This window comes from Rhizobium sp. SRDI943 (assembly GCF_057653695.1).
Genome location: NZ_CM172787.1, coordinates 2,381,641 through 2,403,321, shown reverse-complemented (window position 1 = coordinate 2,403,321; position 21,681 = coordinate 2,381,641). Strand labels below are relative to the sequence as shown.

The 21,681-nt window shown below is 62.7% G+C and carries 27 protein-coding genes; 21 read left to right on the top strand and 6 right to left on the bottom strand.

Going from position 1 to position 21,681, the window contains the following annotated elements; translation table 11 throughout:
- The first annotated feature begins 75 nt into the window (after window positions 1-75).
- From AC245Y_RS12425 to AC245Y_RS12390, 8 genes are all read left to right on the top strand, one after another.
- The gene (locus tag AC245Y_RS12425) at window positions 76-495 is read left to right on the top strand and encodes a cobalamin biosynthesis protein (RefSeq protein WP_026157385.1); all 420 of its coding nucleotides are present in this window, start codon (window positions 76-78) and stop codon (window positions 493-495) included.
- A gap of 70 nt (window positions 496-565) precedes the next feature.
- Window positions 566-1,519 carry a nucleoside hydrolase gene (locus tag AC245Y_RS12420; RefSeq protein WP_012757836.1) on the top strand — a complete coding sequence of 318 codons (954 nt, stop codon included), beginning with the start codon at window positions 566-568 and terminating at the stop codon, window positions 1,517-1,519.
- Between the two features lie 185 nt (window positions 1,520-1,704).
- A complete protein-coding gene (gene cobA, locus AC245Y_RS12415) occupies window positions 1,705-2,544 on the top strand; it encodes a uroporphyrinogen-III C-methyltransferase (RefSeq protein ID WP_012757835.1) in 840 nt (279 codons plus the stop codon).
- Window positions 2,541-3,851: a cobyrinic acid a,c-diamide synthase CobB gene (locus AC245Y_RS12410; RefSeq protein WP_017994371.1), complete on the top strand. Its 1,311-nt coding sequence runs from the start codon at window positions 2,541-2,543 to the stop codon at window positions 3,849-3,851. The genes cobA and AC245Y_RS12410 overlap by 4 nt, the downstream gene beginning before the upstream one ends.
- Window positions 3,848-4,870 carry a threonine-phosphate decarboxylase CobD gene (gene cobD / locus AC245Y_RS12405; RefSeq protein ID WP_012757833.1) on the top strand — a complete coding sequence of 341 codons (1,023 nt, stop codon included), beginning with the start codon at window positions 3,848-3,850 and terminating at the stop codon, window positions 4,868-4,870. Before AC245Y_RS12410 ends, cobD begins: the two co-directional genes overlap by 4 nt.
- Complete coding sequence (cbiB, locus tag AC245Y_RS12400; RefSeq protein ID WP_017994370.1) at window positions 4,867-5,847, top strand: adenosylcobinamide-phosphate synthase CbiB; 981 nt, start codon at window positions 4,867-4,869, stop codon at window positions 5,845-5,847. The genes cobD and cbiB overlap by 4 nt, the downstream gene beginning before the upstream one ends.
- Before the next feature lie 93 nt (window positions 5,848-5,940).
- The gene (locus AC245Y_RS12395; protein ID WP_003540491.1) at window positions 5,941-6,141 is read left to right on the top strand and encodes an ECs_2282 family putative zinc-binding protein; all 201 of its coding nucleotides are present in this window, start codon (window positions 5,941-5,943) and stop codon (window positions 6,139-6,141) included.
- A 139-nt stretch (window positions 6,142-6,280) separates the two neighbouring features.
- The gene (locus tag AC245Y_RS12390; RefSeq protein WP_032996655.1) at window positions 6,281-6,709 is read left to right on the top strand and encodes a L,D-transpeptidase; all 429 of its coding nucleotides are present in this window, start codon (window positions 6,281-6,283) and stop codon (window positions 6,707-6,709) included.
- Window positions 6,710-6,795: 86 nt separating this feature from the next.
- Here AC245Y_RS12390 and AC245Y_RS12385 read toward each other — a convergent pair whose 3' ends face one another.
- The gene (locus AC245Y_RS12385) at window positions 6,796-7,518 is read right to left on the bottom strand and encodes a Crp/Fnr family transcriptional regulator (RefSeq protein ID WP_012757829.1); all 723 of its coding nucleotides are present in this window, start codon (window positions 7,516-7,518) and stop codon (window positions 6,796-6,798) included.
- Window positions 7,519-7,664: 146 nt separating this feature from the next.
- Here AC245Y_RS12385 and AC245Y_RS12380 point away from each other — a divergent pair, with 146 nt between their 5' ends.
- From AC245Y_RS12380 to AC245Y_RS12345, 8 genes are all read left to right on the top strand, one after another.
- Window positions 7,665-7,898, top strand: a complete 234-nt coding sequence (locus AC245Y_RS12380; RefSeq protein ID WP_017994367.1) for a hypothetical protein — start codon at window positions 7,665-7,667, stop codon at window positions 7,896-7,898.
- Between the two features lie 52 nt (window positions 7,899-7,950).
- Window positions 7,951-8,229, top strand: a complete 279-nt coding sequence (locus tag AC245Y_RS12375) for an acyl carrier protein (RefSeq protein ID WP_003540486.1) — start codon at window positions 7,951-7,953, stop codon at window positions 8,227-8,229.
- Between the two features lie 203 nt (window positions 8,230-8,432).
- Window positions 8,433-8,915: a 3-hydroxyacyl-ACP dehydratase FabZ family protein gene (locus tag AC245Y_RS12370; RefSeq protein ID WP_012757827.1), complete on the top strand. Its 483-nt coding sequence runs from the start codon at window positions 8,433-8,435 to the stop codon at window positions 8,913-8,915.
- A complete protein-coding gene (locus AC245Y_RS12365) occupies window positions 8,912-10,117 on the top strand; it encodes a beta-ketoacyl-ACP synthase (RefSeq protein WP_017994366.1) in 1,206 nt (401 codons plus the stop codon). The genes AC245Y_RS12370 and AC245Y_RS12365 overlap by 4 nt, the downstream gene beginning before the upstream one ends.
- 12 nt (window positions 10,118-10,129) lie before the next feature.
- Complete coding sequence (locus AC245Y_RS12360) at window positions 10,130-11,416, top strand: beta-ketoacyl-ACP synthase (RefSeq protein WP_017994365.1); 1,287 nt, start codon at window positions 10,130-10,132, stop codon at window positions 11,414-11,416.
- A 56-nt stretch (window positions 11,417-11,472) separates the two neighbouring features.
- Window positions 11,473-12,501, top strand: a complete 1,029-nt coding sequence (locus tag AC245Y_RS12355; RefSeq protein ID WP_012757824.1) for a zinc-binding dehydrogenase — start codon at window positions 11,473-11,475, stop codon at window positions 12,499-12,501.
- 4 nt (window positions 12,502-12,505) lie between these two features.
- Entirely contained in the window at window positions 12,506-13,441 is a 936-nt protein-coding gene (locus AC245Y_RS12350; RefSeq protein WP_012757823.1) for a lipid A biosynthesis lauroyl acyltransferase, read from the top strand.
- A 262-nt stretch (window positions 13,442-13,703) separates the two neighbouring features.
- Window positions 13,704-14,420, top strand: a complete 717-nt coding sequence (locus AC245Y_RS12345) for a PAS domain-containing protein (protein WP_017994362.1) — start codon at window positions 13,704-13,706, stop codon at window positions 14,418-14,420.
- A 1-nt stretch (window position 14,421) separates the two neighbouring features.
- Here the strand turns inward: AC245Y_RS12345 and AC245Y_RS12340 are convergent, their stop codons facing one another.
- From AC245Y_RS12340 to AC245Y_RS12330, 3 genes are all read right to left on the bottom strand, one after another.
- Window positions 14,422-14,838 carry a VOC family protein gene (locus AC245Y_RS12340; protein ID WP_017994361.1) on the bottom strand — a complete coding sequence of 139 codons (417 nt, stop codon included), beginning with the start codon at window positions 14,836-14,838 and terminating at the stop codon, window positions 14,422-14,424.
- Complete coding sequence (locus AC245Y_RS12335) at window positions 14,839-15,237, bottom strand: polyketide cyclase (protein ID WP_017994360.1); 399 nt, start codon at window positions 15,235-15,237, stop codon at window positions 14,839-14,841. It lies immediately after the preceding gene.
- Window positions 15,238-15,307: 70 nt separating this feature from the next.
- Complete coding sequence (locus AC245Y_RS12330) at window positions 15,308-16,099, bottom strand: AraC family transcriptional regulator (protein WP_017994359.1); 792 nt, start codon at window positions 16,097-16,099, stop codon at window positions 15,308-15,310.
- Window positions 16,100-16,310: 211 nt separating this feature from the next.
- Here AC245Y_RS12330 and gndA point away from each other — a divergent pair, with 211 nt between their 5' ends.
- The gene (gene gndA, locus AC245Y_RS12325) at window positions 16,311-17,762 is read left to right on the top strand and encodes an NADP-dependent phosphogluconate dehydrogenase (protein WP_017994358.1); all 1,452 of its coding nucleotides are present in this window, start codon (window positions 16,311-16,313) and stop codon (window positions 17,760-17,762) included.
- A gap of 84 nt (window positions 17,763-17,846) precedes the next feature.
- Window positions 17,847-18,611, top strand: a complete 765-nt coding sequence (locus tag AC245Y_RS12320; RefSeq protein ID WP_017994357.1) for a carbon-nitrogen hydrolase family protein — start codon at window positions 17,847-17,849, stop codon at window positions 18,609-18,611.
- Window positions 18,612-18,679: 68 nt separating this feature from the next.
- Here the strand turns inward: AC245Y_RS12320 and AC245Y_RS12315 are convergent, their stop codons facing one another.
- Window positions 18,680-19,057 (bottom strand): VOC family protein, encoded by a 378-nt coding sequence (locus tag AC245Y_RS12315; RefSeq protein WP_026157384.1) that lies wholly within the window; start codon window positions 19,055-19,057, stop codon window positions 18,680-18,682.
- Window positions 19,058-19,308: 251 nt separating this feature from the next.
- On the opposite strand from AC245Y_RS12315, the gene AC245Y_RS12310 reads away from it, so the two are divergent.
- The 3 genes from AC245Y_RS12310 to AC245Y_RS12300 all read left to right on the top strand — a co-directional run bounded on the left by AC245Y_RS12310 (window position 19,309) and on the right by AC245Y_RS12300 (window position 21,091).
- The gene (locus AC245Y_RS12310) at window positions 19,309-19,803 is read left to right on the top strand and encodes a GNAT family N-acetyltransferase (protein ID WP_017994355.1); all 495 of its coding nucleotides are present in this window, start codon (window positions 19,309-19,311) and stop codon (window positions 19,801-19,803) included.
- A 56-nt stretch (window positions 19,804-19,859) separates the two neighbouring features.
- Window positions 19,860-20,369, top strand: coding sequence for a GNAT family N-acetyltransferase (locus AC245Y_RS12305; RefSeq protein ID WP_017994354.1), 510 nt, complete (start codon window positions 19,860-19,862; stop codon window positions 20,367-20,369).
- A gap of 104 nt (window positions 20,370-20,473) precedes the next feature.
- Window positions 20,474-21,091, top strand: a complete 618-nt coding sequence (locus AC245Y_RS12300; RefSeq protein ID WP_017994353.1) for a class I SAM-dependent methyltransferase — start codon at window positions 20,474-20,476, stop codon at window positions 21,089-21,091.
- 43 nt (window positions 21,092-21,134) lie between these two features.
- Here AC245Y_RS12300 and AC245Y_RS12295 read toward each other — a convergent pair whose 3' ends face one another.
- Window positions 21,135-21,680 carry an AAA family ATPase gene (locus AC245Y_RS12295; protein ID WP_026157383.1) on the bottom strand — a complete coding sequence of 182 codons (546 nt, stop codon included), beginning with the start codon at window positions 21,678-21,680 and terminating at the stop codon, window positions 21,135-21,137.
- Between the last annotated feature and the right edge of the window lies 1 nt (window position 21,681).

Genomic DNA, 21,681 nt, shown 5'->3' with positions numbered 1-21,681 from the left:
AACGGCCTTGTTGCATTTGCCGCCCCAAGCTGCAATGGCTGCAAAGACATGGGCAGGGCGTATTTGACGGTTTCCATGAGCGATATCTCTTTCGATACGGCGAGGCGCCACGTGCTCGGGCTCGGCTGCGAGCGCGGCACGCCGCCTGCCGAGATGCTGGCGCTTGCGATCGAGGCGCTCGACGCAGTCGCTATAAGCGCGGCGGAACTCACAGCCATTGCCTCGATCGACAGCCGAAGACTGGAGCCCGCGATCCTTGCCGTTGCCGCGCATTTTTCCGTGCCCGCCGTGTTTTTCGGCGCGCTGCGGCTCGAGGAGGAGACGCCGCGACTGGCGAATCCTTCTGCGATCGTCTTTGCCCGCGTCGGCTGCCATGGGGTCTCCGAGGCAGCTGCGCTGGCGGCTGCGGGGCCGGATGCCGAGCTTGCTGTCGCCAAGATCAAATCTGCACATGCGACGGCGGCAGTTGCCCGCAGCGGGTTGCAGAAAGCCTAGTGGACGTTATGGTGGCGCCAATTCGCAGCGCCGTTCGGCAGCTTCACGGTTCACATCTAGAGGATATCTCATGCACAAGGTCATCTACGACACTGACCCTGGCGTCGATGACGCCATGGCGCTTCTGTTTCTGCATCGTCATCCCGAAATCGACCTCCTCGGCATCACCACGGTCTTCGGCAACGCCTCGGTCGAGACGACGACGCGCAATGCGCTCTTCCTCAAGCGCGAATGGAATATTGCGGCACCCGTTTCCAAAGGCGCCAGCGTCACCATCGATTCCGCGCGCGCGGAGCGGCCGTGGCCGGCCATGGTGCATGGCGAGAACGGCCTCGGCGATATCGATGTGCCCGAGACGATCGACCTGCCGCTCGATCCGCGCCCGGCGCATCGCTTTATCATCGACACGGTGCGCGCTCATCCGGGCGAAGTGCGACTCGTCGCCGTTGGCCGAATGACCAATCTGGCGCTGGCGCTGAAGGAAGATCCCGAGATTGCGACGCTGGCCAAGGACGTCGTCATCATGGGCGGCAATTTCTATGTGCCGGGCAATGTCTCGCCGGTCGCCGAGGCCAATATCCACGGTGATCCCGAAGCTGCCGACATCGTCATGACCGCGCCCTGGAAGGTCGCCGTCATCGGCCTCGACGTCACCGCGATCACCACGATGAGCCGCAGCTATCTCGGCGAGATGGCGGCTAGGGGTGACAAGGCGGTGAAGCAGCTCGACGCACTCTCGCAGTCCTACATCGATTTCTACAAGCACGCGGTCGAAGACGGCATGATGGTGCATGACAGTTGCGCCTGCGTCTATGTCGTGGTGCCGGAGCTGTTCTCGTCGATATCGGGGGCGGTGCGCGTCGTCTGCGGCGGCATCGCCGATGGTCAGACGATCGTCAGGCCGGATGGGCGGCGTTTTCCGCCTGACGGCGCTTGGGATGGCCTGCCGAGCCAGGTCGTCTGCACCGGTATTGAATCGGAGAAGGTCCTCGACCTCATCCGCAACACGCTGCTTGCAGCCTGAGGGATGGGTGAGCCGGCGCATCGCGCCGGCTTTCGATATATGATAATATATTCATATTGTTGTGCCGGTTTTTCGAGAATTCGAATCCGCCTCTTTGCAAAGTGAGTCATGGTCGTCTTAGCAACTTCAAGTGAGGTGATGGGCGCGGCGTTGACCTTGCCCTTTGCGGGGCCTAGATCAGCAGGATGATCGATGCCGCATTCTCCCATCTTCCGGTGCTTGAGCCGGGCAGCGTCTGGCTCGTCGGCGCCGGTCCCGGCGATCCCGGGCTTTTGACGCTGCTCGCCGCCAAGGGGCTTTTCGAGGCCGACGTCATCGTCCACGACGCGCTGGTCAACGAGGAATGCCTGGCGCTGGCGCGGCCGGAAACGCTGGTGGAATATGCCGGCAAGCGCGGCGGTAAGCCTTCGGCGAAACAGCGCGACATTTCGTTGCGGCTGGTGGAGCTGGCGCGCGCCGGCAAGCGGGTGCTGCGGCTGAAGGGCGGCGATCCCTTCGTGTTCGGGCGCGGCGGTGAGGAGGCGTTGACGCTGGCCGAACACAACATTCCCTTCCGCATCGTGCCCGGCATCACCGCCGGTATCGGCGGACTCGCCTATGCCGGCATCCCGGTGACGCATCGCGACATCAACCATGCCGTGACCTTCCTTACAGGCCATGATTCGTCCGGCATCGTGCCCGACAGGATCAACTGGGAGGCGATTGGCCAGGGCTCGCCCGTCATCGTCATGTACATGGCGATGAAGCATATCGGCGAGATCAGCGCCCGGCTGATCGCCGCAGGCCGGCTGCCGTCGGAGCCCGTTGCCTTCGTCTGCAATGCTGCCACTGGCCGGCAGCAGGTGCTGGAAACGACGCTCGGGGAGGCGACTGAGGCCGTCGCTGTCTCCGGGCTGGAGCCGCCGGCGGTGGTCGTCGTCGGTGAGGTGGTCCGGCTCCGAGCTTCACTCGACTGGCTTGGTGCGCTCGCGGGGCGGCGCCTGCAACCCGATCCATTCCGCCGGTCCGGCAAGGTGCGGGCATGAGCGGCCTCCTGATCGCAGCCCCTTCCTCCGGCGCCGGCAAGACGACGGTGACGCTCGGGCTGCTCCGTGCGCTGCGCCGGCGCGGCGTCGCGGTCGCGCCCGGCAAGGCTGGCCCCGACTATATCGACCCCGCCTTTCATGCGGCCGCAAGCGGCACGCTCTGCCTGAATTTCGATCCCTGGGCGATGCGCCCGGAGCTAATCTCGGCCAATGGCGCCCTTCACCGCTCCGGCGACCGTATCCTTGTCATCGAGGCAATGATGGGGCTTTTCGACGGCGCGGTCGACGGAAAGGGAACGGCGGCCGATCTCGCCGCTCAGCTCGGGCTTTCCGTGGTGCTCGTCGTCGACGCCTCGCGCATGTCGCAGTCGGTGGCGCCGCTGGTTGCCGGTTTTGCCGGCTTCCGCGCCGATGTCCGCGTTGCCGGTGTCATCCTCAACAAGGTCGGCAGTGACCGGCATGAAGCTATGCTGCGACAGGCGCTGGAGGCTATCCGCATGCCTGTCATCGCCGTCATCGGCAACGACAAGGCGCTTTCCCTGCCGGAACGCCATCTCGGCCTCGTCCAGGCCGGCGAACATGCGACGCTCGACAATTTCATCGACCATGCAGCGGATGCGGTCTCCGAGGAATGCAATTTCGAATTTCTGCTACGCATTGCGAAGCAAGGGCTCAACCGGCCGTCGGCCGCCAATATCGACCGGTTGCCGCCGCTGGGCGCACGCATCGCCGTGGCGCGCGATGTCGCCTTTGCCTTTTCCTACGAGCATATGCTGCTCGGCTGGCGTCGCCGGGGTGCTGCGATCTCCTTCTTCTCGCCGCTTGCCGACGAGGCACCAGCTAACGACGCCGATGCGATCTATCTGCCTGGCGGTTATCCTGAGTTGCACGCCGGACGGCTCGCAGAGGCGCAGAATTTCCGCGCCGGCATGCTCGACGCGACGGCGCGCGGCGTCAGGATTTACGGCGAGTGCGGCGGCTATATGGTGCTCGGCGACGGGCTGATCGATGCGGAGGGCAAGCGCCATCAGATGCTCGGCCTGCTGCCGGTCGTTACCAGCTATGCCGAGCGAACGCGCCATCTCGGCTATCGCCGTGTCGTGCCGCTCGACGGCGCCTTCTTCGCGCGGATGATGACGGCCCATGAATTCCACTATTCCAGCGTAGTCTCCGAGGGCGAGGGCAAGCGGCTTTTTCAGGTGCAGGATGCGCTCGGGACCGATCTGGGTGCAGCCGGGCTCCGGTGCGGGCAGGTGGCGGGGTCCTACATGCATCTGATCGATCTGGCCGGAGCAACGGCTGCATGAGCGCACCGATCGTCCATGGCGGCGGCATCACCGCCGCTGCCACCGCTTTCGGCGGCAGGCCGGAAGATTGGCTCGATCTTTCCACCGGCATCAATCCGTGCCCCGTCGCCCTGCCGGAGATTCCTGCACGGGCTTGGCACCGCCTGCCGGACAGGCATTTGGTCGACGCGGCAAGGTTTGCAGCGCGCGACCATTACGGCAGCGGCGAGATTCTGCCGCTGCCCGTGCCCGGTACGCAATCGGTCATTCAGCTTTTGCCGCGGTTGGTCGGCGCGGATGAACGCATCGCCGTGACGGACGATAGGATCGCCGTGGTGTCGCCGACTTACGGTGAATATGCGCGTGCCTTCACCTCGGCCGGTTTTGCCGTCGATGCGGTCAACGATGTTGCCGCGATCGGAGCCGCGCATCGGCTGGCCGTCGTCGTCAATCCGAACAATCCGGATGGGCGGATATGGCCGGCCGAAACGCTGGTCGCCCTGCACGACAGGATAAAGGCTGCAAACGGGTTTCTTGTCGTCGATGAGGCCTTCGGTGATACAAATCCGGCGCTGAGCCTTGCATCCCGTGCGCCGCAGCTTTCCAATCTGGTGATCTTTCGCTCCTTCGGCAAGTTCTTCGGGCTTGCCGGCCTGCGGCTCGGCTTTGCGATTGCGGGGGAGAATATTCTCGAACGCTTCGAGGATTGGCTCGGCCCCTGGGCCGTCTCCGGCCCGGCGCTTTCGCTGGCCGCTTCGCTGCTGCGTTCGGACGTTTCTCCGATCCACAGCCGCATCGAGGAGCGCAGCATCGGCCTGCATACGGCGCTGGATGGTGCCGGGTTGCGGATAGCAGGGGGCACGGCGCTGTTTACCCTTGTCAATGACGCCAGGGCGAGCGACATTTACACATATCTCTGCCAGCATCATATTCTCGTCCGCAAGTTCGATAATGCGCCGGATTGGTTGCGTTTCGGGCTTGCTCCCGATCCGGCGGCGGACAGGCGGCTTGGCGAAGCCCTTCAGAGATTTAAGCGATGACGATCGACCAAAACCTTCTCGTGCTGCTTCTGGCGCTGCTGCTCGACCGGATCGCCGGCGATCCGCAATGGCTGTGGTTGCGGGTGCCGCATCCCGTCGTCATGTTCGGCGCGGCGATCTCCTATGCCGACCGGCAGCTCAATCCCGCAAGCCTCACGGGGTCGCAACGCCGGATGAACGGCGTCGCTGCCATCCTGGCGCTGCTTCTTTTGGCGGTGGCCGCAGGCTTCGTGTTCAACCGGTTCTTCGCGCTGTTCGGCCTTGTCGGCATCTTGCTGGAGACCGGGCTGGTGGCGATCTTCCTGGCGCAGAAAAGCCTTGCCGATCACGTCGCGGCCGTCGCCGTCGCGCTACGCGACGAGGGGCTTGCCGGCGGGCGGACCGCCGTTTCCCGCATCGTCGGGCGCGATCCCGAGACGCTGGACGAGCCTGCCGTCTGCCGCGCGGCGATCGAAAGCCTTGCCGAGAATTTCTCCGACGGCGTCGTGGCGCCGGCGCTCTGGTATGCAGTCTTCGGCCTGCCGGGGCTTTTCGCCTACAAGATGCTGAACACGGCGGATTCGATGATCGGCCATAAGTCGGAAAAATACATCGACTTCGGCTGGGCGGCCGCTCGGCTCGACGATGTCGCCAACTGGCCGGCCGCGCGCCTCTCCATCCTGCTGATTGCCGCCGGCGCCTGGATCCGGCGGGGAACAAGCGCCGGCCGTGAGGCGATCCGCGTGGCGATGCGCGACGGGGCCTTGCACCGTTCGCCGAACTCCGGCAGGCCGGAGGCGGCCATGGCAGGCGCGCTGAACGTCCAGCTCGCCGGCCCGCGCATCTATGGCGGCGTCATCGTGCGTGAACCGATGATCAACGACGCCGGCCGCGACGTGGCGACCTCGGGCGACATCGAGGACGGCGTATCGGTGTTTTATGCCAGCTGCATGGTGCTCGCCGGTGTGACGTTCGGGCTTTTCTTGTGTTTTCTGTAGAGGCGGCAGGGTACGATCACGCCTCGGTAGACAGCTCCCACTCAAACGTTTATGCGAAACGCCTCCTACCTCCACCAGACCGGAAGCAGAGTGATGACAGTTCAGGTTGAATTACCGTGCCCGAAGTGCAAGAGCACCAAGATGAAGTTCGAGCGTCCCGAGATCCGGGAGACCGACATCATCACCTGTGCCGCCTGCGGCCATAATCTCGGCACCATGGCCTCGATCCGCGAGAAGATGAACAAGGCCTACCAAGGGCTCAATCAGGCTGGGGCGAAGCGCAAGCTCCAATAGGCCTGCGGCGCATCCGCTTGCTGCCATGCGCCGTTAAAATTGTGATTACCATTCGGATTAAAGCAATCTAATAAGTATTGCCGTAGTCTCTCTTTCGTGAGGGCGCAATTAAGCTGCGCGAGTTCGAAGAGGGGCTATGATGAAGACGATTTTGGCGGCTGCGGCCGCAAGTTTATTGCTGCAGTTTTCTCCTGTTGTCGCTCAGGCAGCAACGCTGGTCGCCAATATCAGCATCGGCAAGCAGACGATGACTGTTTCCGAGAACGGCTTCGTCAAGTATCGCTGGAAGGTTTCGACCGCGCGCAACGGCTATGTCACGCCGACCGGTTCGTGGCGTGCCAAGTGGCTGTCACGCGATCACCGCTCGCGCAAATACGACAATGCGCCGATGCCGTACGCCGTGTTCTTCAACGGCGGTTACGCCGTTCACGCCACTTTCGACCTGAAGCGCCTGGGCCGGCCGGCCTCGCATGGCTGTGTTCGCCTGCATCCCGACAATGCCGCCCAATTCTTCTCGCTGACGCGGCAGGCCGGCCTTGCCAATACCCGCGTGGTCATTACGCGCTGATCTCGGATCAGCAAATCGACAGCTGATCCCTTTTATGCGCTGATCTCAGATCAGCGCCTGACCCGAAATCGGCAGCTGATCCCAGTTTACGCGCTGATCATCCTCTCCAGCTCATCCATGTCGGGGACGATGATACGTCGGAAGTTCTCGATGCGAATGACGCCGCTCTTGCGCAGCCTGGTCATCTGGCGGCTGACGGTTTCGATCGTCAGACCGAGGAAATCGGCGATCTCGGCGCGGGATAGCGGCAGGTCGAAGGCGGTGCTTGTGGCCGTTTGCGGTTCGGCATGGGTGGCGATGAGGTGGAGCAGGCTTGCGACCTTCTCTTCGGCGGTGCGTCGGCCGAGCGTCAGCATCCATTCGCGCGCGGCATCCAACTCCTTCAGCGCCTGATCGTGCAGGCTGCGCTGTAGTTCCGGCGTCGCCGATATCATGCGGTCGAGCAGGTTGCGCGGGAAGACGCAGATTTCGGAATCGGTCGCAGCCTCGGCCGACAGCGTGCTTTCACGCACGAATGGCCTGCCGACGAAATCGGGGGCGAATTGCAGGCCGACGATCTGCTGGCGCCCGTCCGGCATCACCTTGCAGAGCTTTACCACCCCGCGCATGATGTTCGAATAGAAGGAGCTTTCCGAGCCTTGAGCGATGATCTCGCTGCCGGCATCGACCTTGCGGCGCAGCGAGTGGCGGCCAAGCTCCCGGAGCTGGCTGCTCGACAGCGCGCCGCAGACGACGCCGTGCCGCGCCTGGCAGGAACGGCAGGCGGCGAGAGTGCCGGCGTCGGAAACCTCACTGCGTGCGACGTCCATGTCCTGATCCCTTCGAAATCCGCGTGTGCCGGGTGTGGCTGCGCATGCCGGGCATACCCTAGACGATTACGCCGCGATTGCGGGTTCGGCTATCCCGATTTCTTCCAGCGCGGCTTGATGATTATCAATTTTGGCCGGATCGCGATTTGATCCAGATCAAAGTTTGCGTGCCCTGGCTGTTATTGGAAGTGCGGCGTCGAGACGAGGCCGTCCGCGGGTTTGATTCGGACGGCTTCTTCGCCCTCGCCGGCGAGACGGGTTTTCTGCAGCAGCGTCGCCTCGCGCCCTGGGTGACGGCAAAGGCCGGCATTCCATTGCTGTTTAGGCAACACCCAGCCGGCAAATTGCCGCAACGCCGGGACGAAAGCATTGGCTTTTGAAATGGATTTGCCTATGAGGGGGTTTAAATCGTCATTTCATGAGGTACAGCGCGTGACCGCTACATTCGATAAAGTTGCCGACATTATTGCAGAAACCAGCGAGATCGACCGCGCGACGATCACGCCGGAGAGCCATACGATCGACGACCTCGGTATCGACAGCCTCGATTTCCTCGACATCGTCTTTGCGATCGACAAGGAATTCGGCATCAAGATCCCGCTCGAAAAGTGGACGCAGGAAGTCAACGAAGGCAAGGTTTCCACCGAAGAATACTTCGTGCTGAAGAACCTCTGCGCCAAGATCGACGAGCTCAAAGCAGCCAAGGCCTGAGCGATATAACAGTCTTTTTTGAACGCCCTGCCGCCGTGAATATGGCGGCCGGGCGGTTTCGTTCCTAACTAGTGCATGCCGGCCAAAAGTGCGCAGCGGTTTTGGGACAACGGCATGCATAAAACAAAGACCTAAAGTGCGAACCAGACGCGCTTTAGGCGTCACCGGCGGGCGGATCTGGCCTGTCGGGCCGGAGGATCCGAATGCTGCTGGAATATTTCCAGATGATTGACCGCGTCGAAGCGGTGGACCTGAAGAAGGGCACGCTTAAGGCGCGATCCGTCGTGCCGGCGAAGAGCCCCGTCTTCGAGGGTCATTTTCCCGGCATGCCGCTCGTTCCCGGCGTGCTGCTGATCGAGACCATGGCCCAGGCCTCCGGCATGCTGGTGCTTGCCGTCACCAATTTTGCCGCCATGCCCTTCCTGATGACGGTCGACGGCGCCAAGATGCGCACCTTCGTCGAACCGGAAGCCGTGCTCGACATCGAGGCGGTGCTCGAGCATGACGGTTCGGGTTTCGCGGTCACCAAGGCTAGAATCACCAGCGGCGGCAAGAAGGTCTGCGATGCGCAGCTGAAACTGCGCACCATGCCGTTTTCCGAGGTGCCGCTCGGCGATATCGTGAAGAAACGTGCCGGCGAGATCGGGCTTCTCGAGGCGATCGCGGCGCAGGGAGTGATTGGATGAGCAAGGCTGCAAACGACGTCGTCATCTCGGGCATCGGCATCGTCACCTGTCAGGGCGTTGGCAAGGATGCGCATATCGCGCTGCTTTCGGCCGCCAGTGCGCCCAAAGCGATCGTCGAGACCGAAAAGTTCAAGCCCTATCCGGTGCATCCGCTGCCCGAGATCGACTGGTCGCAGCAGATCGCCAAGCGCGGCGATCAACGCCAGATGGAGAACTGGCAGCGCATCGGCGTCTTCGCCGCCGGCCTTGCGCTCGACGATGCCGGTTTCAAGGACGATATCGAGGCCTGCGGCACGATGGACATGATCGTGGCGGCCGGCGGCGGCGAGCGCGACATCAATGTCGACACGCTGATCGTCGACGAGGCGCTGAAGCGCAATGACCGCGAGTTGCTGCTCAACGAGAAGCTGACGACCGAGCTGAGGCCGACGCTGTTCCTCGCCCAGCTTTCCAACCTGCTCGCCGGCAATATCTCGATCGTGCACAAGGTCACCGGCTCGTCGCGTACCTTCATGGGCGAGGAAGCAGCCGGCATATCCGCCGTCGAGACCGCCTTCTACCGCATCAAATCAGGCGAATCCTCACATGCACTTGTTGGAGGCGCCTTCGCGGCCGAACGGCCCGACATGATCCTGCTCACCGAGGCGATCGGCGCTCATGCGCGCGGCGACTGGGTGCCGCTCTGGTCGCGCAGGCCGAGCGACGGCGGCGGCATGATCACCGGTTCGGCAGGCGCCTTCCTGGTGCTGGAATCGCGCAAACACGCCGAAGCCCGCGGCGCCCATATCTATGCCGTCATCGATGCAGTCGAGGGCGACCGCGGCAATCGCAATTCCGGCAATCTCGAAGTCCGGCTGGAGCGGCTTTTGGCGCCGGCTGCCGGGCTTGCCACTGAAAGCACGGCGATCTTTTCCGGATCGACCGGCATGCACGATCTTGCCGCCCGCGAGCGGGCGGTGCTCGAGCATCAATTGCCGGACGTTGCGATCCGCGGCTTCGGCGGCGTCACCGGCCATACGATCGAGACGCAGTTTACGCTGGGTCTTGCGCTCGCCGCCCTTGCCGTCGACGGCAAGGCCAAGGTTCCGCCATTCGACGCCGCCCATGAGGCGCCGATGCGGGCAGGGGTCACCGCCGCCGTCGTGACCATGGTCGGACACCAGCGCGGCGAGGGCGTTGCCGTTCTTTCCGCAGATGCGTGAGGAGTGAGAGATATGACAGCTTCCGCTTACCAGGATCATCTCGGCCGTCCGATCGTCGCCGTAACCGGCATGGGCATCATCACTTCGCTCGGCCAGGGCCTCAGTGACAACTGGGCAGCCCTTACCTCCGGCACATCGGGCATCCACGAGATCAACCGCTTCCCGACCGAGGGCCTGTCGACGCGGATCGCCGGCACCGTCGATTTCATCGGCATTCCGGTGCCGAACGCCGTCGAGCGCTCCTATGCCTTCGCCCGCGAAACGACGATCGAGGCGCTCGCCGACGCCGGCCTTTCCGGCGATTTCAACGGCCCGCTATTCCTCGCCGCCCCGCCGATCGAGCCGGAGTGGAGTGCGCGCTTCGAGCTTGCCGACCGTTCGCCGGCTTCCGACCATCCGGGGGATGCCTATGAGCGCTTCCTGACGGCGCTGCGCCAGCGTCCGGATCCGGCCTTCCATGAGGCGGCCCTGTTCGGTGCGATTTCCGAGCGCCTTGCCGACCGGTTCGGCACCCGCGGCCTTCCCGTCACGCTGTCGACCGCCTGCGCCTCCGGCGTCACGGCGATCCAGCTCGGCATCGAGGCGATCCGCCAAGGCCGCACCGATCGCGCACTGACGGTCGCGACCGATGGATCGCTGAGTGCCGAAGCGCTGATCCGCTTCTCGTTGCTGTCAGCTCTTTCGACACAGAACGATCCGCCGACCAAGGCTTCCAAGCCGTTCAGCAAGGATCGCGACGGCTTCGTCATCGCCGAAGGCGCGGCGACGCTGGTGCTGGAATCGCTGGAATCAGCGGTCGCCCGCGGCGCCAAGGTGCTCGGCATCATGAAGGGCGCTGGCGACAAGGCCGACAGCTTCCACCGCACCCGGTCGTCGCCCGATGGCGGCCCGGCAATCGCGACGATCCGCGCGGCCCTTGCCGATGCCGGCATCGACGAGAGCGGCATCGGCTACATTAATGCGCACGGCACCTCGACGCCGGAGAACGACAAGATGGAGTATGGCGCGATGTCGGCCGTGTTCGGCGATCGGCTTGTCGGCATTCCGGTTTCGTCGAACAAGTCGATGATCGGCCATACGCTGACAGCGGCGGGTGCCGTCGAGGCGGTGTTCTCGCTGCAGACGATGTTGACTGGAACGCTGCCGCCGACGATCAACTACAACAACCCCGATCCGTCGATCGTTCTCGATGTCGTGCCGACCAAGAAGCGGGAAGCCCAGGTTTCAGCCGTGCTTTCCAACTCCTTCGGCTTCGGCGGGCAGAATGCCAGCCTTGTCATGGCGCTCGAACCGGCTTAAGCGGTTCGCGACAATTTCAAAACAAGAAGACCGTCTTGAAGGCGAGGGATTTTGCCATGCGCGCTTTGCAACTGATCGATGACCGCAAGCTTGAGATCACCGACCTGCCGGAACCGGACGCTCCTGGTGCCGGCGAGGTGACGCTGCGCGTCAAGGCGGTGGCGCTCAACCATATCGACGTCTGGGGCTGGCGCGGCATGGCATTCGCCAAGCGCAAGATGCCGCTGGTTATCGGTGCCGAAGCTTCTGGCGTCGTCGAGGCGATCGGGCCGGGCGTTGCCAACGTGCTGCCGGGCCAGCTCGTCTCCATCTACGGCGCGCGCACCTGCGGCCTCTGCCGCCCCTGCCGCGAAGGCCGCGACAATCTCTGCGAACATGTCTCCGGCGTGCACGGCTTCCATCTCGACGGCTTCGCCCAGGAGAAGGTCAACCTGCCGGCGCGCCTGCTGGTGCCAGCCCCTCCCGGCGTCGACGCGATCGGCGCGGCGCTTGCTCCGGTCACTTTCGGCACGGTCGAGCACATGCTGTTCGACAATGCCAAGCTTGAGCCGGGCGAGACGATCCTCGTCCATGCCGGCGGCTCCGGCATCGGCACGGCGGCGATCCAGCTTGCCAAGAAGATCGGCTGCACCGTCATCACCACGGTCGGTTCGGACGACAAGATCGAGAAGGCCAAGGCGCTCGGCGCCGATCACGTTATCAACTACCGCACCGACCGTTTCGAAGGCGTGGTGCGCAAGCTCACCAAGAAGAAGGGCGTCGACGTCGTTTTCGAACATGTAGGCAAGGACACCTGGGCAGGCTCGATGCTCTGCATGAAGCGCGGCGGGCGCCTCGTCACCTGCGGCTCGACCTCGGGTGTTTCCACTGAGATGAACCTGATGATGCTGTTCCAGCAACAACTCAAGCTCTTCGGTTCCTTCGGCTGCCGCATGGAGAACATGGCGAATGCGATGCAGAAGATGGGCCGCGGGCTCGTCCATCCCGTCATCGATACCGAGGTCAGCTTCAGCGATATCGACCGGGCGCTGGAGCGGATGGAATCGCGCCAGATCTTCGGCAAGATCATCCTGAAGATGGATTGACCGCGTGAAGCTTTTCATCACCCGGATCGTTCTGGCGCTCAGGAATTTCCAGCAATGGCTGGTGGCTCAGCTGATGTTCGGCTTCATGAATTTCCTGAAGCTGTTTCCGGCCGATGGCGCGATCCGCTTTGCCGACAGGATGATGCGACGCCTCGGCCGGCTGACCGGCCGCCACAGATTGATGCTGACCAATCTGCGCAACGCCTTTCCCGAGAAGCGCGAGGCCGAGATCGAGGAGATCGCGCTCGCCAGCTGGGGCAATATGGGCCGGCTTGCTGCGGAATACGTCTTCCTCGACCAGTTGTTCGACTATGATCCTGAAAAGTCGGAGCCGGGCAGGGTGGAGGTGTCGGGCGTCCCGATCTTCCTCGACCTGCGTGACAATCCGCGCCCCTTCATCGTCTTTACCGGACATACCGCCAATTTCGAGCTGCTGCCGGTGGCGGGAGCCGCCTTCGGGCTCACCGTGACCGTGCTCTTTCGGCCGCCGAATAATCCTTATGTCGCCAAGAAGGTGTTCGACTTCCGGAGCGCCCGCATGGGCAAGCTGGTGCCCTCGCACGCAGGCTCGTCTTTCGCGCTCGCCCGTCAGTTGGAAGCAGGTCAGGGCGTGGGCGTGCTGGTCGATCAGAAATTCCGCAAGGGGCTGAAGGGCACCTTCTTCGGGCGCGACGTCAAGACCAATCCGCTGCTGCCGAAGCTGGTGCGTCAGTTCGACTGCGAAGTCTATCCAGCGCGCTGCATCCGGCTGCCGGGAAATCGCTACCGGCTGGAAATCGAGCCGCGGCTGGACATGCCGCGCGATGCCAAGGGCAACCTCGACCTGCCGGCCGCCGCCCAGCTGCTCAACGACAAGGTGGAAAGCTGGGTGCGGGAATATCCGGAACAGTGGCTCTGGTATCACGACCGCTGGCAGATCAAGCAGACGCTCGCGCCTTAGAATAGGATGCTCCAGAATAATAGTTGGAGCATGATGTCGCCCGAAAACCGCTGACACTTTTCGGCATCATACTCTAAAAAAGGTCCACCCCCATTTATCAGCGGTGAAAAGCGGCAGGTGCTCTCGGATTGAATCTGAGGGCACTTCATGTTACCCGTCACCACCAAGACGCGAATAATGTCTACCGGAAGGCGCATTTTTGGGAAATGCAGCCATGTGAGGTTTCGGACTCGTCTCTTGGGACAATGGGAGTGGAGGCGTCTTGCTGGAGCTTTTTCGAGCTTTTTCCTTGCGTTGCGTGCAAATCGAGGAAGCCATACGCCTGGGCGACGATCAACGTGTCACGGCGCTCGACCGCCATGTCGAGCCGCTGGTCGAGGCAATCCTCGCCTACCGGGCAGTCAATCTGCTCGAAGTCTACATGCAGCTACAGTTTGTGAGCCATCTGATCAGCCAGGATGCCGACGACAGCGCCAGCGTCACGGAGCACACGTCGGTGCTTTCCTACCTGCTCGACCGCTATTTCGGGGCACATGGGCCGGACTGGCGCGTGCCTTCGCCGCAGGATGTGCGCATCGAGCCGCCGCCAGCCTATGTGCCTGATACCGACAATGGCCAGTTCCTCAACGCGGTAATCCTGGAAAGCCTGCCGGATCGCGTGGCGGTGCTGACAAGGGACTATCGCTACCTCTATTCCAATCCAGCCAACAGCGCCCATCTCAACAGGAAGCCGATGGAGCTCATCGGCCGTCACCTTTCCGAATTCATCGGCGAGGAGCGGTTTGCCGAATGCGCCAAGCATAAGCTCGACGCCTGTTTTGCCGGCGAACAGATCGACTATTCCTATGAGCGCTCGGCGGGCAGCGGCAAATCGCGGCAGGTGCGCTGTCGCATGTCGCCGCTGCGCGATGCGGGCGGTACGGTGATCGGCGCCCTGCTCGTCATGGAAGATCTCGATCGGCTGCCTAAGGCTGCCTGATCTAGGTCGGCAGCCTTAGGCAGCCTGACCAACTCGGCTGCCTCGGGCAGTCTGGCCAAGCAGCCGCCCAGACGGCGAGCTCGTAACCATCGCGGTCGAGGAAGTGGAAGCGACGGCCGCCGGGAAAATCGGTGATCGGCCGGCAGATCGTGCCGCCGGCTCTTTCGACTGAGGTCAGCACTTCTTCCAGATCACTGGCATAGACGACGACGAGCGGGCCGCCGCCCGGCCGCACCGGTCCGAAATCGGAAAAGCCGCCCTTCAACCGGCCATCGTCGAATTCGCAATAATTGGGGCCGTAATCGGTGAAGCGCCAGCCGAAGGCCGAGCCGTAAAAGGCTTTGGCGGCGGCGATGTCGGCGACGTTGAATTCGACATAGTCGATGCGGCGGTCGTGGTTTTCTGTCTTCTCGGCCATCTATCTCTCCATCAGGGCTTTCAGCATGGCGAGATCCTTCTCGACATGGGCGGCATCGGCGGAAAACTGTGTGTCGGTCATGCCGGGTAGGCGCAGCAGCGTGAACATGACCTCGCAGCCATCGCCGTTCGGCACGATGCGCAGAGCATTATAAACCCTGAGGCCGGATTCGATCGTCACCGTATGGTCGATCACGCCGAATTCATTGGCAGGAACGAAGCTCACCTTGACGCTGCCGAGAGCGCCGTGGGCGATCCAGTCGGCGCCGTGAGCCTCTAAGCCGGTCGCAAGGCCGGAGGCCCAGAGCGGCATGTTCTCTGGCTTGCCGGCGAAGTCATAGACGTCGCGCCAGTCGCGCTCTATCGACAGGTGTAGGATTTTCGCGGGCATTGTCGACATGGCTTGCAGGTCCCTGGCATTTGGTTTCGTCAGAATAACAGACCGGCCAGCAGCGTCTTGAACAAAACGGTCAATCGGCTCTTTGCCGTATGCTGAGCTGGCCGAGAATGACGGCAGGTGTCAGCGTCGAGAGCTCGCCGACCTCGCGTGTCATGTGGGGCTGGTCGGCAAAGCCCGCTTCGAGCGCAAGGCGGGCAAGCGGCATAGCGCCCGACCTGCGGCAGAGGTCGAGGAAACGCTGGAACCGGCGAATCCGTTCCAGCGTCTTTGCGCCGTAGCCGAAATGGTGGTGGCAGCGGCGGCGCAGCTGCCTTTCACTCATGCCGAGGCGGTCGAGCAGGCCGGACACCGGGCGAGCATTGTCGGCGGCGGCGAAGATCATGGCGGCGTCGCGGGCGGGTTCCTCCGCATCGCGCGCGGTCCCTTCGAGCAGGCGGCTAAACAGCGCCGTGGCGGCCGAGGGGTCGGGACAATCCGCAAGCCGCGCTTCGAATTCGGCGGTGTCCTTCCGGCCGATGTCAGCGAGAGGCACCGAGCAGCCGACCAGTGCCGAGAGCGGCGTCTTCAGCCAGGGTGCTGCGGTGCCGGGCGCATAACGTGCGCCGATGACAGTCGCGCCCGGCTGGATGACGGGAAAGGCCGCTGTCCGGTCAGGGCCGGCGACGACCAGCCGGCCGTCGATCCAGAGTAGGTCGCAATAGCCGTCCGGCACGATCGCCACCATTGCCGGCGGTCCGTCATGCAGCGCATGCGACCAGAGGCGGCTGAAATGGCGTCGCAGCGCCGGCGGCGGCATAGACTCGCGGTACTGGCCGGCGCGGGCCGCCAGGAGAGCCGTATCTTTTCGTCTTCTCGATGCCAATGCGATATCTCCCGATGCCCTGATGAGAACATGAGATAGGGCATTGCGGGCAGGGCGCACGAAAAACTCAGGGCTTCCGGACTGGGCGTCAGCCGGCGGGTTGTCGGACAAGCGGCGATATTGCAAGCTTCATTTCATTGGCTTTTGCGAACCGATTAGACCCTTGCGAGACTTGCCGTTTGACCGAGACAGTGCCACAACACCGGTCCAAATGACACATCGGAGGTTTGTCGTGGAAAAGGCAGAAATCGGACTGATCGGCCTTGCGGTCATGGGCTCCAACCTGGCGCTCAACATCGCGGAGAAAGGCAATAAAATCGCGGTATTCAACCGCACGCCGGAGAAAACCGACGAATTCTACGAAAGCGCCGGCGATCTGAAGAAGCAGATTGTTCCCTGCAAGACGATCGAAGAGTTCGTCGATGCGATCCGGCCGCCGCGTCCGATCATCATCATGATCAAGGCGGGCGAGCCCGTCGACCAGCAGATGGAGCTGCTGCGCCCGCATCTCTCCAAGGGCGACATCATGATCGATGCCGGCAACGCCAATTTCCGCGACACCGTCGCCCGCTTCGACCGGCTGAAGAATACCGATCTGACCTTCATCGGCATGGGTGTTTCCGGCGGCGAAGAAGGTGCGCGCCATGGCCCGTCGATCATGGTCGGCGGCACTGAAGAGTCCTGGAAGCGCGTCGAGAAGGTGCTGACCTCGATTGCCGCCCGTTACAATGACGAGCCCTGCGTCGCCTGGCTCGGCAATGACGGCGCCGGCCATTTCGTCAAGACCATCCACAACGGCATCGAATATGCCGACATGCAGATGATCGCCGAAATCTACGGCATCCTGCGCGACGGCCTCGGCAAGAGTGCCTCCGAAATCTCCGGCATCTTCGGCGAATGGAACAAGGGCCGGCTGAACTCCTACCTGATCGAAATCTCCGAGAAGGTGCTTGCCGCAACCGATCCGGTTTCCGGCGGGCCGATGGTCGATATGATCCTCGACAAGGCCGGCCAGAAGGGTACCGGCAAGTGGTCGGCGATCGAGGCGCAGAACATGGGCATTCCGGCAACGGCGATCGAAGCCGCGGTCGCCGCCCGCAGCCTCTCCTCGATGAAATCGCAGCGCGAAGCCGCCGAAAAGATCTTCGGGACGCAGGCCGTGTCCTTCCCGATCGCTTACGGCCCCGAGCTCAACAAGGATCTCGAACTGGCGCTGTTTGCCGCCAAGATCGGCGCCTATGCGCAGGGCTTCGCGGTGATGGCGGAAGCGTCGCGCGAGTTCAACTGGTCACTGCCGATGCCGACGATTGCCAGGATCTGGCGTGCCGGCTGCATCATCCGCTCGCAGTTCCTCGACGAGATCACCTCGGCCTTTACCAAGGCGCCTGATGCTGCAAACCTCATCGTCACGCCAGCCTTCTCCGACATGGTCAAGGAATCGGTCCCGGCGCTGCGCCGTGTCGTCGGTGCCGCGATTGCCGCCGGCCTGCCGGTGCCGGCGCTGACCTCGGCGCTGACCTATTTCGACGCCTATCGCCAGGGCAGGGGAACGGCAAACCTCATCCAGGCACAGCGCGACTTCTTCGGCGCCCACGGCTTCGACCGCCTTGATGGTAGGGATTTCCACCACGGCCCCTGGGGCAGCGGTGCCTCGACCTTCTGAGGTTTTCCGATTTTTCAAGGAGAGGCCCGGCCACAGTGCCGGGCCTTTTGCCGAGATGCCGCGGCCGAGAACCCGGAGATCTAAGTGACGAGCATTCGGATAGCCGCCGCGCAGACGCCGGAATTTCGGGAGAATGTCGGAGCGGCCTTGGATTATGCGGTTAGGGTCGCGGCGCTCGCCGAGGCTGATGGCGTGGTCCTGCTGGTCTTTCCAGAAGGTTTTCTGCAGGGCTACCTGACCGATGAACGATCGGCGCGGCGTGTTGCCTTCGATCTCGCATCGGCCGAGTTCGCGGCGGTCCTGGATCGGTTGCCGAAGTCGGGACCGGTGCTGGTCATGGGGCTGATCGAGATCGATGACGGGCGATTGTTCAACACCGCCGTCGTCGTCGAGCGCGGCGTTCTCCTCGGCCGCTACCGGAAGGCCCACCTGTTGCGTGGCGAACGGGCTTTCGAGGCAGGAAAAGACAGTCCGCTCTTTGCGATCGGTGCCCTACGCTACGGGATCAACATCTGCTACGACACCAATTTTCCGGAAGCGGCCGCAAAGGTCGCCGCGTCTGGCGCGTCGCTGATCCTATGCCTGTCCAACAACATGATGCCACGGGAAAAGGCGGAAATATTCAAGCCGCTGCATAATGCCGTTCGAGGTGAAAGATGCCGCGAGACAGGCTTGTGGCTGATATCGTCCGACGTGACGGGCGAGCACGACGGGCGCATCGCCTGGGGGCCGACGGCGGTGCTGAACCAGGAAGGGCAGGTCGTGGCGCAACTGCCGCTGGAGGAGCCCGGCTTGCTGGTCTTCGACTTTCCCTGTGATGGACAAGATGCAGGTGCTCGACTCAAATGACGAGCACTGCGAAATCCGGGAATAAACTTGGATGGGGACAGTATCCCCATCCACTTCTCATGGCTGGCTTAGATCGGTTGGCCAACGTCAATACGGTTGCCGTCGGGGTCTTCAAACACGAAGGCCCGCAATCCGTAGTCCTTGTCCTGAAGGCTCTTGATGATTCTCAGCCCATATTGCTGGCAAACCGTGTGCAGGGCATCGACATTGTCGACCATCAGGTGGGCAACATTGAAGTCCGCAGCCTTGTGGTTCGGCTGCAAGGTGAGATGCACTTCACCCTGATCGCGCTTCAGGATCATGAAGCCGATAGGATTGCCGTTCTCGAATGTTTTCTTGAAGCCGAGGATATTGGCGTAAAAATCATAGGCCTTGGTCATGTCCTTGACCGGCAGCATGGCGGCAATTCGTCCGAAACGAACACCGTGATCGGCGATATCATTCATCGCAGAACCTCTGATTGCGAAGACGCAAACCACCTTCCGGACGGTGCCGACAGAGATGGTACGCTCCGATGTTTCGATCAGCAGGACGGTGCCCACGAGCTTAGGTCTATAGCCTCGGAATCCTCTTCGGAAGAGGGGGTAGCGGAATCTCCGCGAGATTTTCGTGGGATCTACGACACTTCGTTTCAATGGGATAAGACATTGTTTGTACGGGCAGCCCTGACGACAACGCGCTTGAGGAATTGACAGAGATGCTTATCCGAGACGAAACGCCTGATGATATCGATGCGATTAATGATCTGACCTCGACCGCCTTCAAGCCGATGCCCTACAGCGACGGTACGGAAGCGGAGATTGTCCGAAGACTTCGTGCGGCGGGCGATCTCAAGATATCGCTGGTGGCCGAGCAGGGCGGCGAGATTCTCGGGCATGTGGCGTTTTCGCCGGTGACGATCAACGGCGCGCATGACGGCTGGTTCGGGCTGGGGCCGATATCGGTCAAGCCGGAGAGACAGCGGCAGGGCATCGGCAAGGCGATGATTGCACGGGGTCTCGAATTGTTGAACGAGATGGGCGCCAGCGGATGCGCCCTGATCGGCAATCCCGAGATCTACAGCCGTGTCGGTTTCAGCAGCGATGGACAACTGGAGTATCTCGACCTCGATACGCGGCTCGTGCAGAGGATTGTTTTTCGCGGATCCCCGCCAAGCGGGACGTTGCAATTCGCCCCGGCATTTGAAAGCTAGAATATTTCGTTCAACGGCCGAAACTCCAAACCCAACCTGACAGAGAAGGCGACGACATGTCCGAAGCGGGCGCGATAGCCATTCGAACCGAGCGTCTCAAGCTCCGCATGCCGGAGATCGGCGATTTCGCCGCCTATGCGCAGATCATGGCGTCGCCGCGATCGATCGGAATGGGTGGTCCGTTCGATCTGCGCGCGGCGTGGGGGATGTTCTGTCACGACGTCGCTCTGTGGCAGCTTTTCGGGCACGGAGCGCTGACGATCGAGCTTGGCGAAACCGGCGAATGCGTCGGTCAGGTGGGGATCAATCACGGACCGCTCTTTCCCGAAAAGGAATTGGGCTGGTTCGTCTACGAGGAATACGAGGGCAGAGGCTATGCGACCGAAGCGGCCTTGGCGCTGCGCAACTGGGCCTTCGCGACGCTCAAGCTGCCGTCGCTGGTCAGCTATATTGCTCCCGGCAATGCTGCATCCGCTGCCGTTGCCGAACGGCTGGGCGCACGCCTCGATCCTGCTGCACCCAGAGATGACCCTAAGGATCTGGTTTATCGTCACTTCGCTTCCTGAACGGAGAACATGGTCCTGGGTACACTGCGACTGGTTGCAGACGTCTCAGTCCCTACATGTTGATCGGTTAGGGAATCGGGCTCTGCAAGAGATGGGGATATCGGATGACAGGCGAGAAGCGGGAACACTGGGACGAGGTCTATCGGACGAAATCTGCCGACAGCGTCAGCTGGTATCAGCCGACGCCCGGGCCTTCCTTGCGGGCGCTTGACGAGCTGCAACTGCCGGCCACGGCCTCGCTGATCGATGTGGGCGGCGGCGCATCGAGCCTTGTCGACCGTCTTGTCGAACGCGGGTGGTCCGACCTCACCGTCCTCGACATCGCCGCGCCGGCGCTCGAAGTCGCCAAGGCGCGGCTGCGGGATGAAGCCGCCCGCATCGCCTGGGTGGTTGCCGACGTCACGTCATGGCAGCCCGACCGCCATTACGATGTGTGGCACGACCGTGCCGTCTTTCACTTCCTCACCGAGCCAGAGCAGCGGCTGGCCTATCGTCGAGCACTCGAAACCGGCACGGCGCCGGGCAGCGTCGTGATCATCGCGACCTTCGCGCCGGACGGGCCGGAACGGTGCAGCGGCTTGCCGGTCCAGCGTTACGACGCGGTGGCGCTTGCGACCGAATTCTCGTCCACCTTCGCGCTTCAGCATGACTGGCGGGAGGAACACACGACACCGGGTGGCGGCCGGCAGTCGTTCCAGTGGTGCGTTTTTCGGAGGCGCTGAGCCCCTTCGAGAAGGCGGCCGAGAGAGACCCTAACGATCTCGTCTACTGCTGCCTCGTTTCCGGAGAGAGGCAGTCGAGGATGAAATCCGCCCGGTCGGCGACCACGATTTTCGGCAGCGTGACGACGTCGTAGCCGAGCGTCGGATAGACGGCGGCAAGTCGATCATATTCGGCGACCGCCTCGTCGAAGCCATGGCGCCGCTCGGGGTCGGTCGTGTAGATTTCGGGCCATGGCGGCGTGAGAAAAACTCTCTGGTGATAGCGGTGGGCGACGCCCAATTTTTCCAGGATCGGTTCTCCGGTGAGGTGTTGGTGCGCCGCCGCCTCATCGATCAGCCCACGGTCGAAAAACGTCCAGCCCGCCTGCTCACGCGCCGCCTTGTGGTCAGCCATCGCCATCTCGATTGCGCGGCGGGCAAAGGCTGCCATGTCGACCCAGGGCAGGGCTGCACCGTCGCCTTCGAGTTCCTGCTTGACGATCCGTCGGCCGGGCTCTTCGACGGTGGCATGACCGCGGGCGGCAAATTCCGCAATCAGTGTCGATTTTCCGCCGCCGGAACATCCGGAAATCAAGACCAGCCTGTTCATG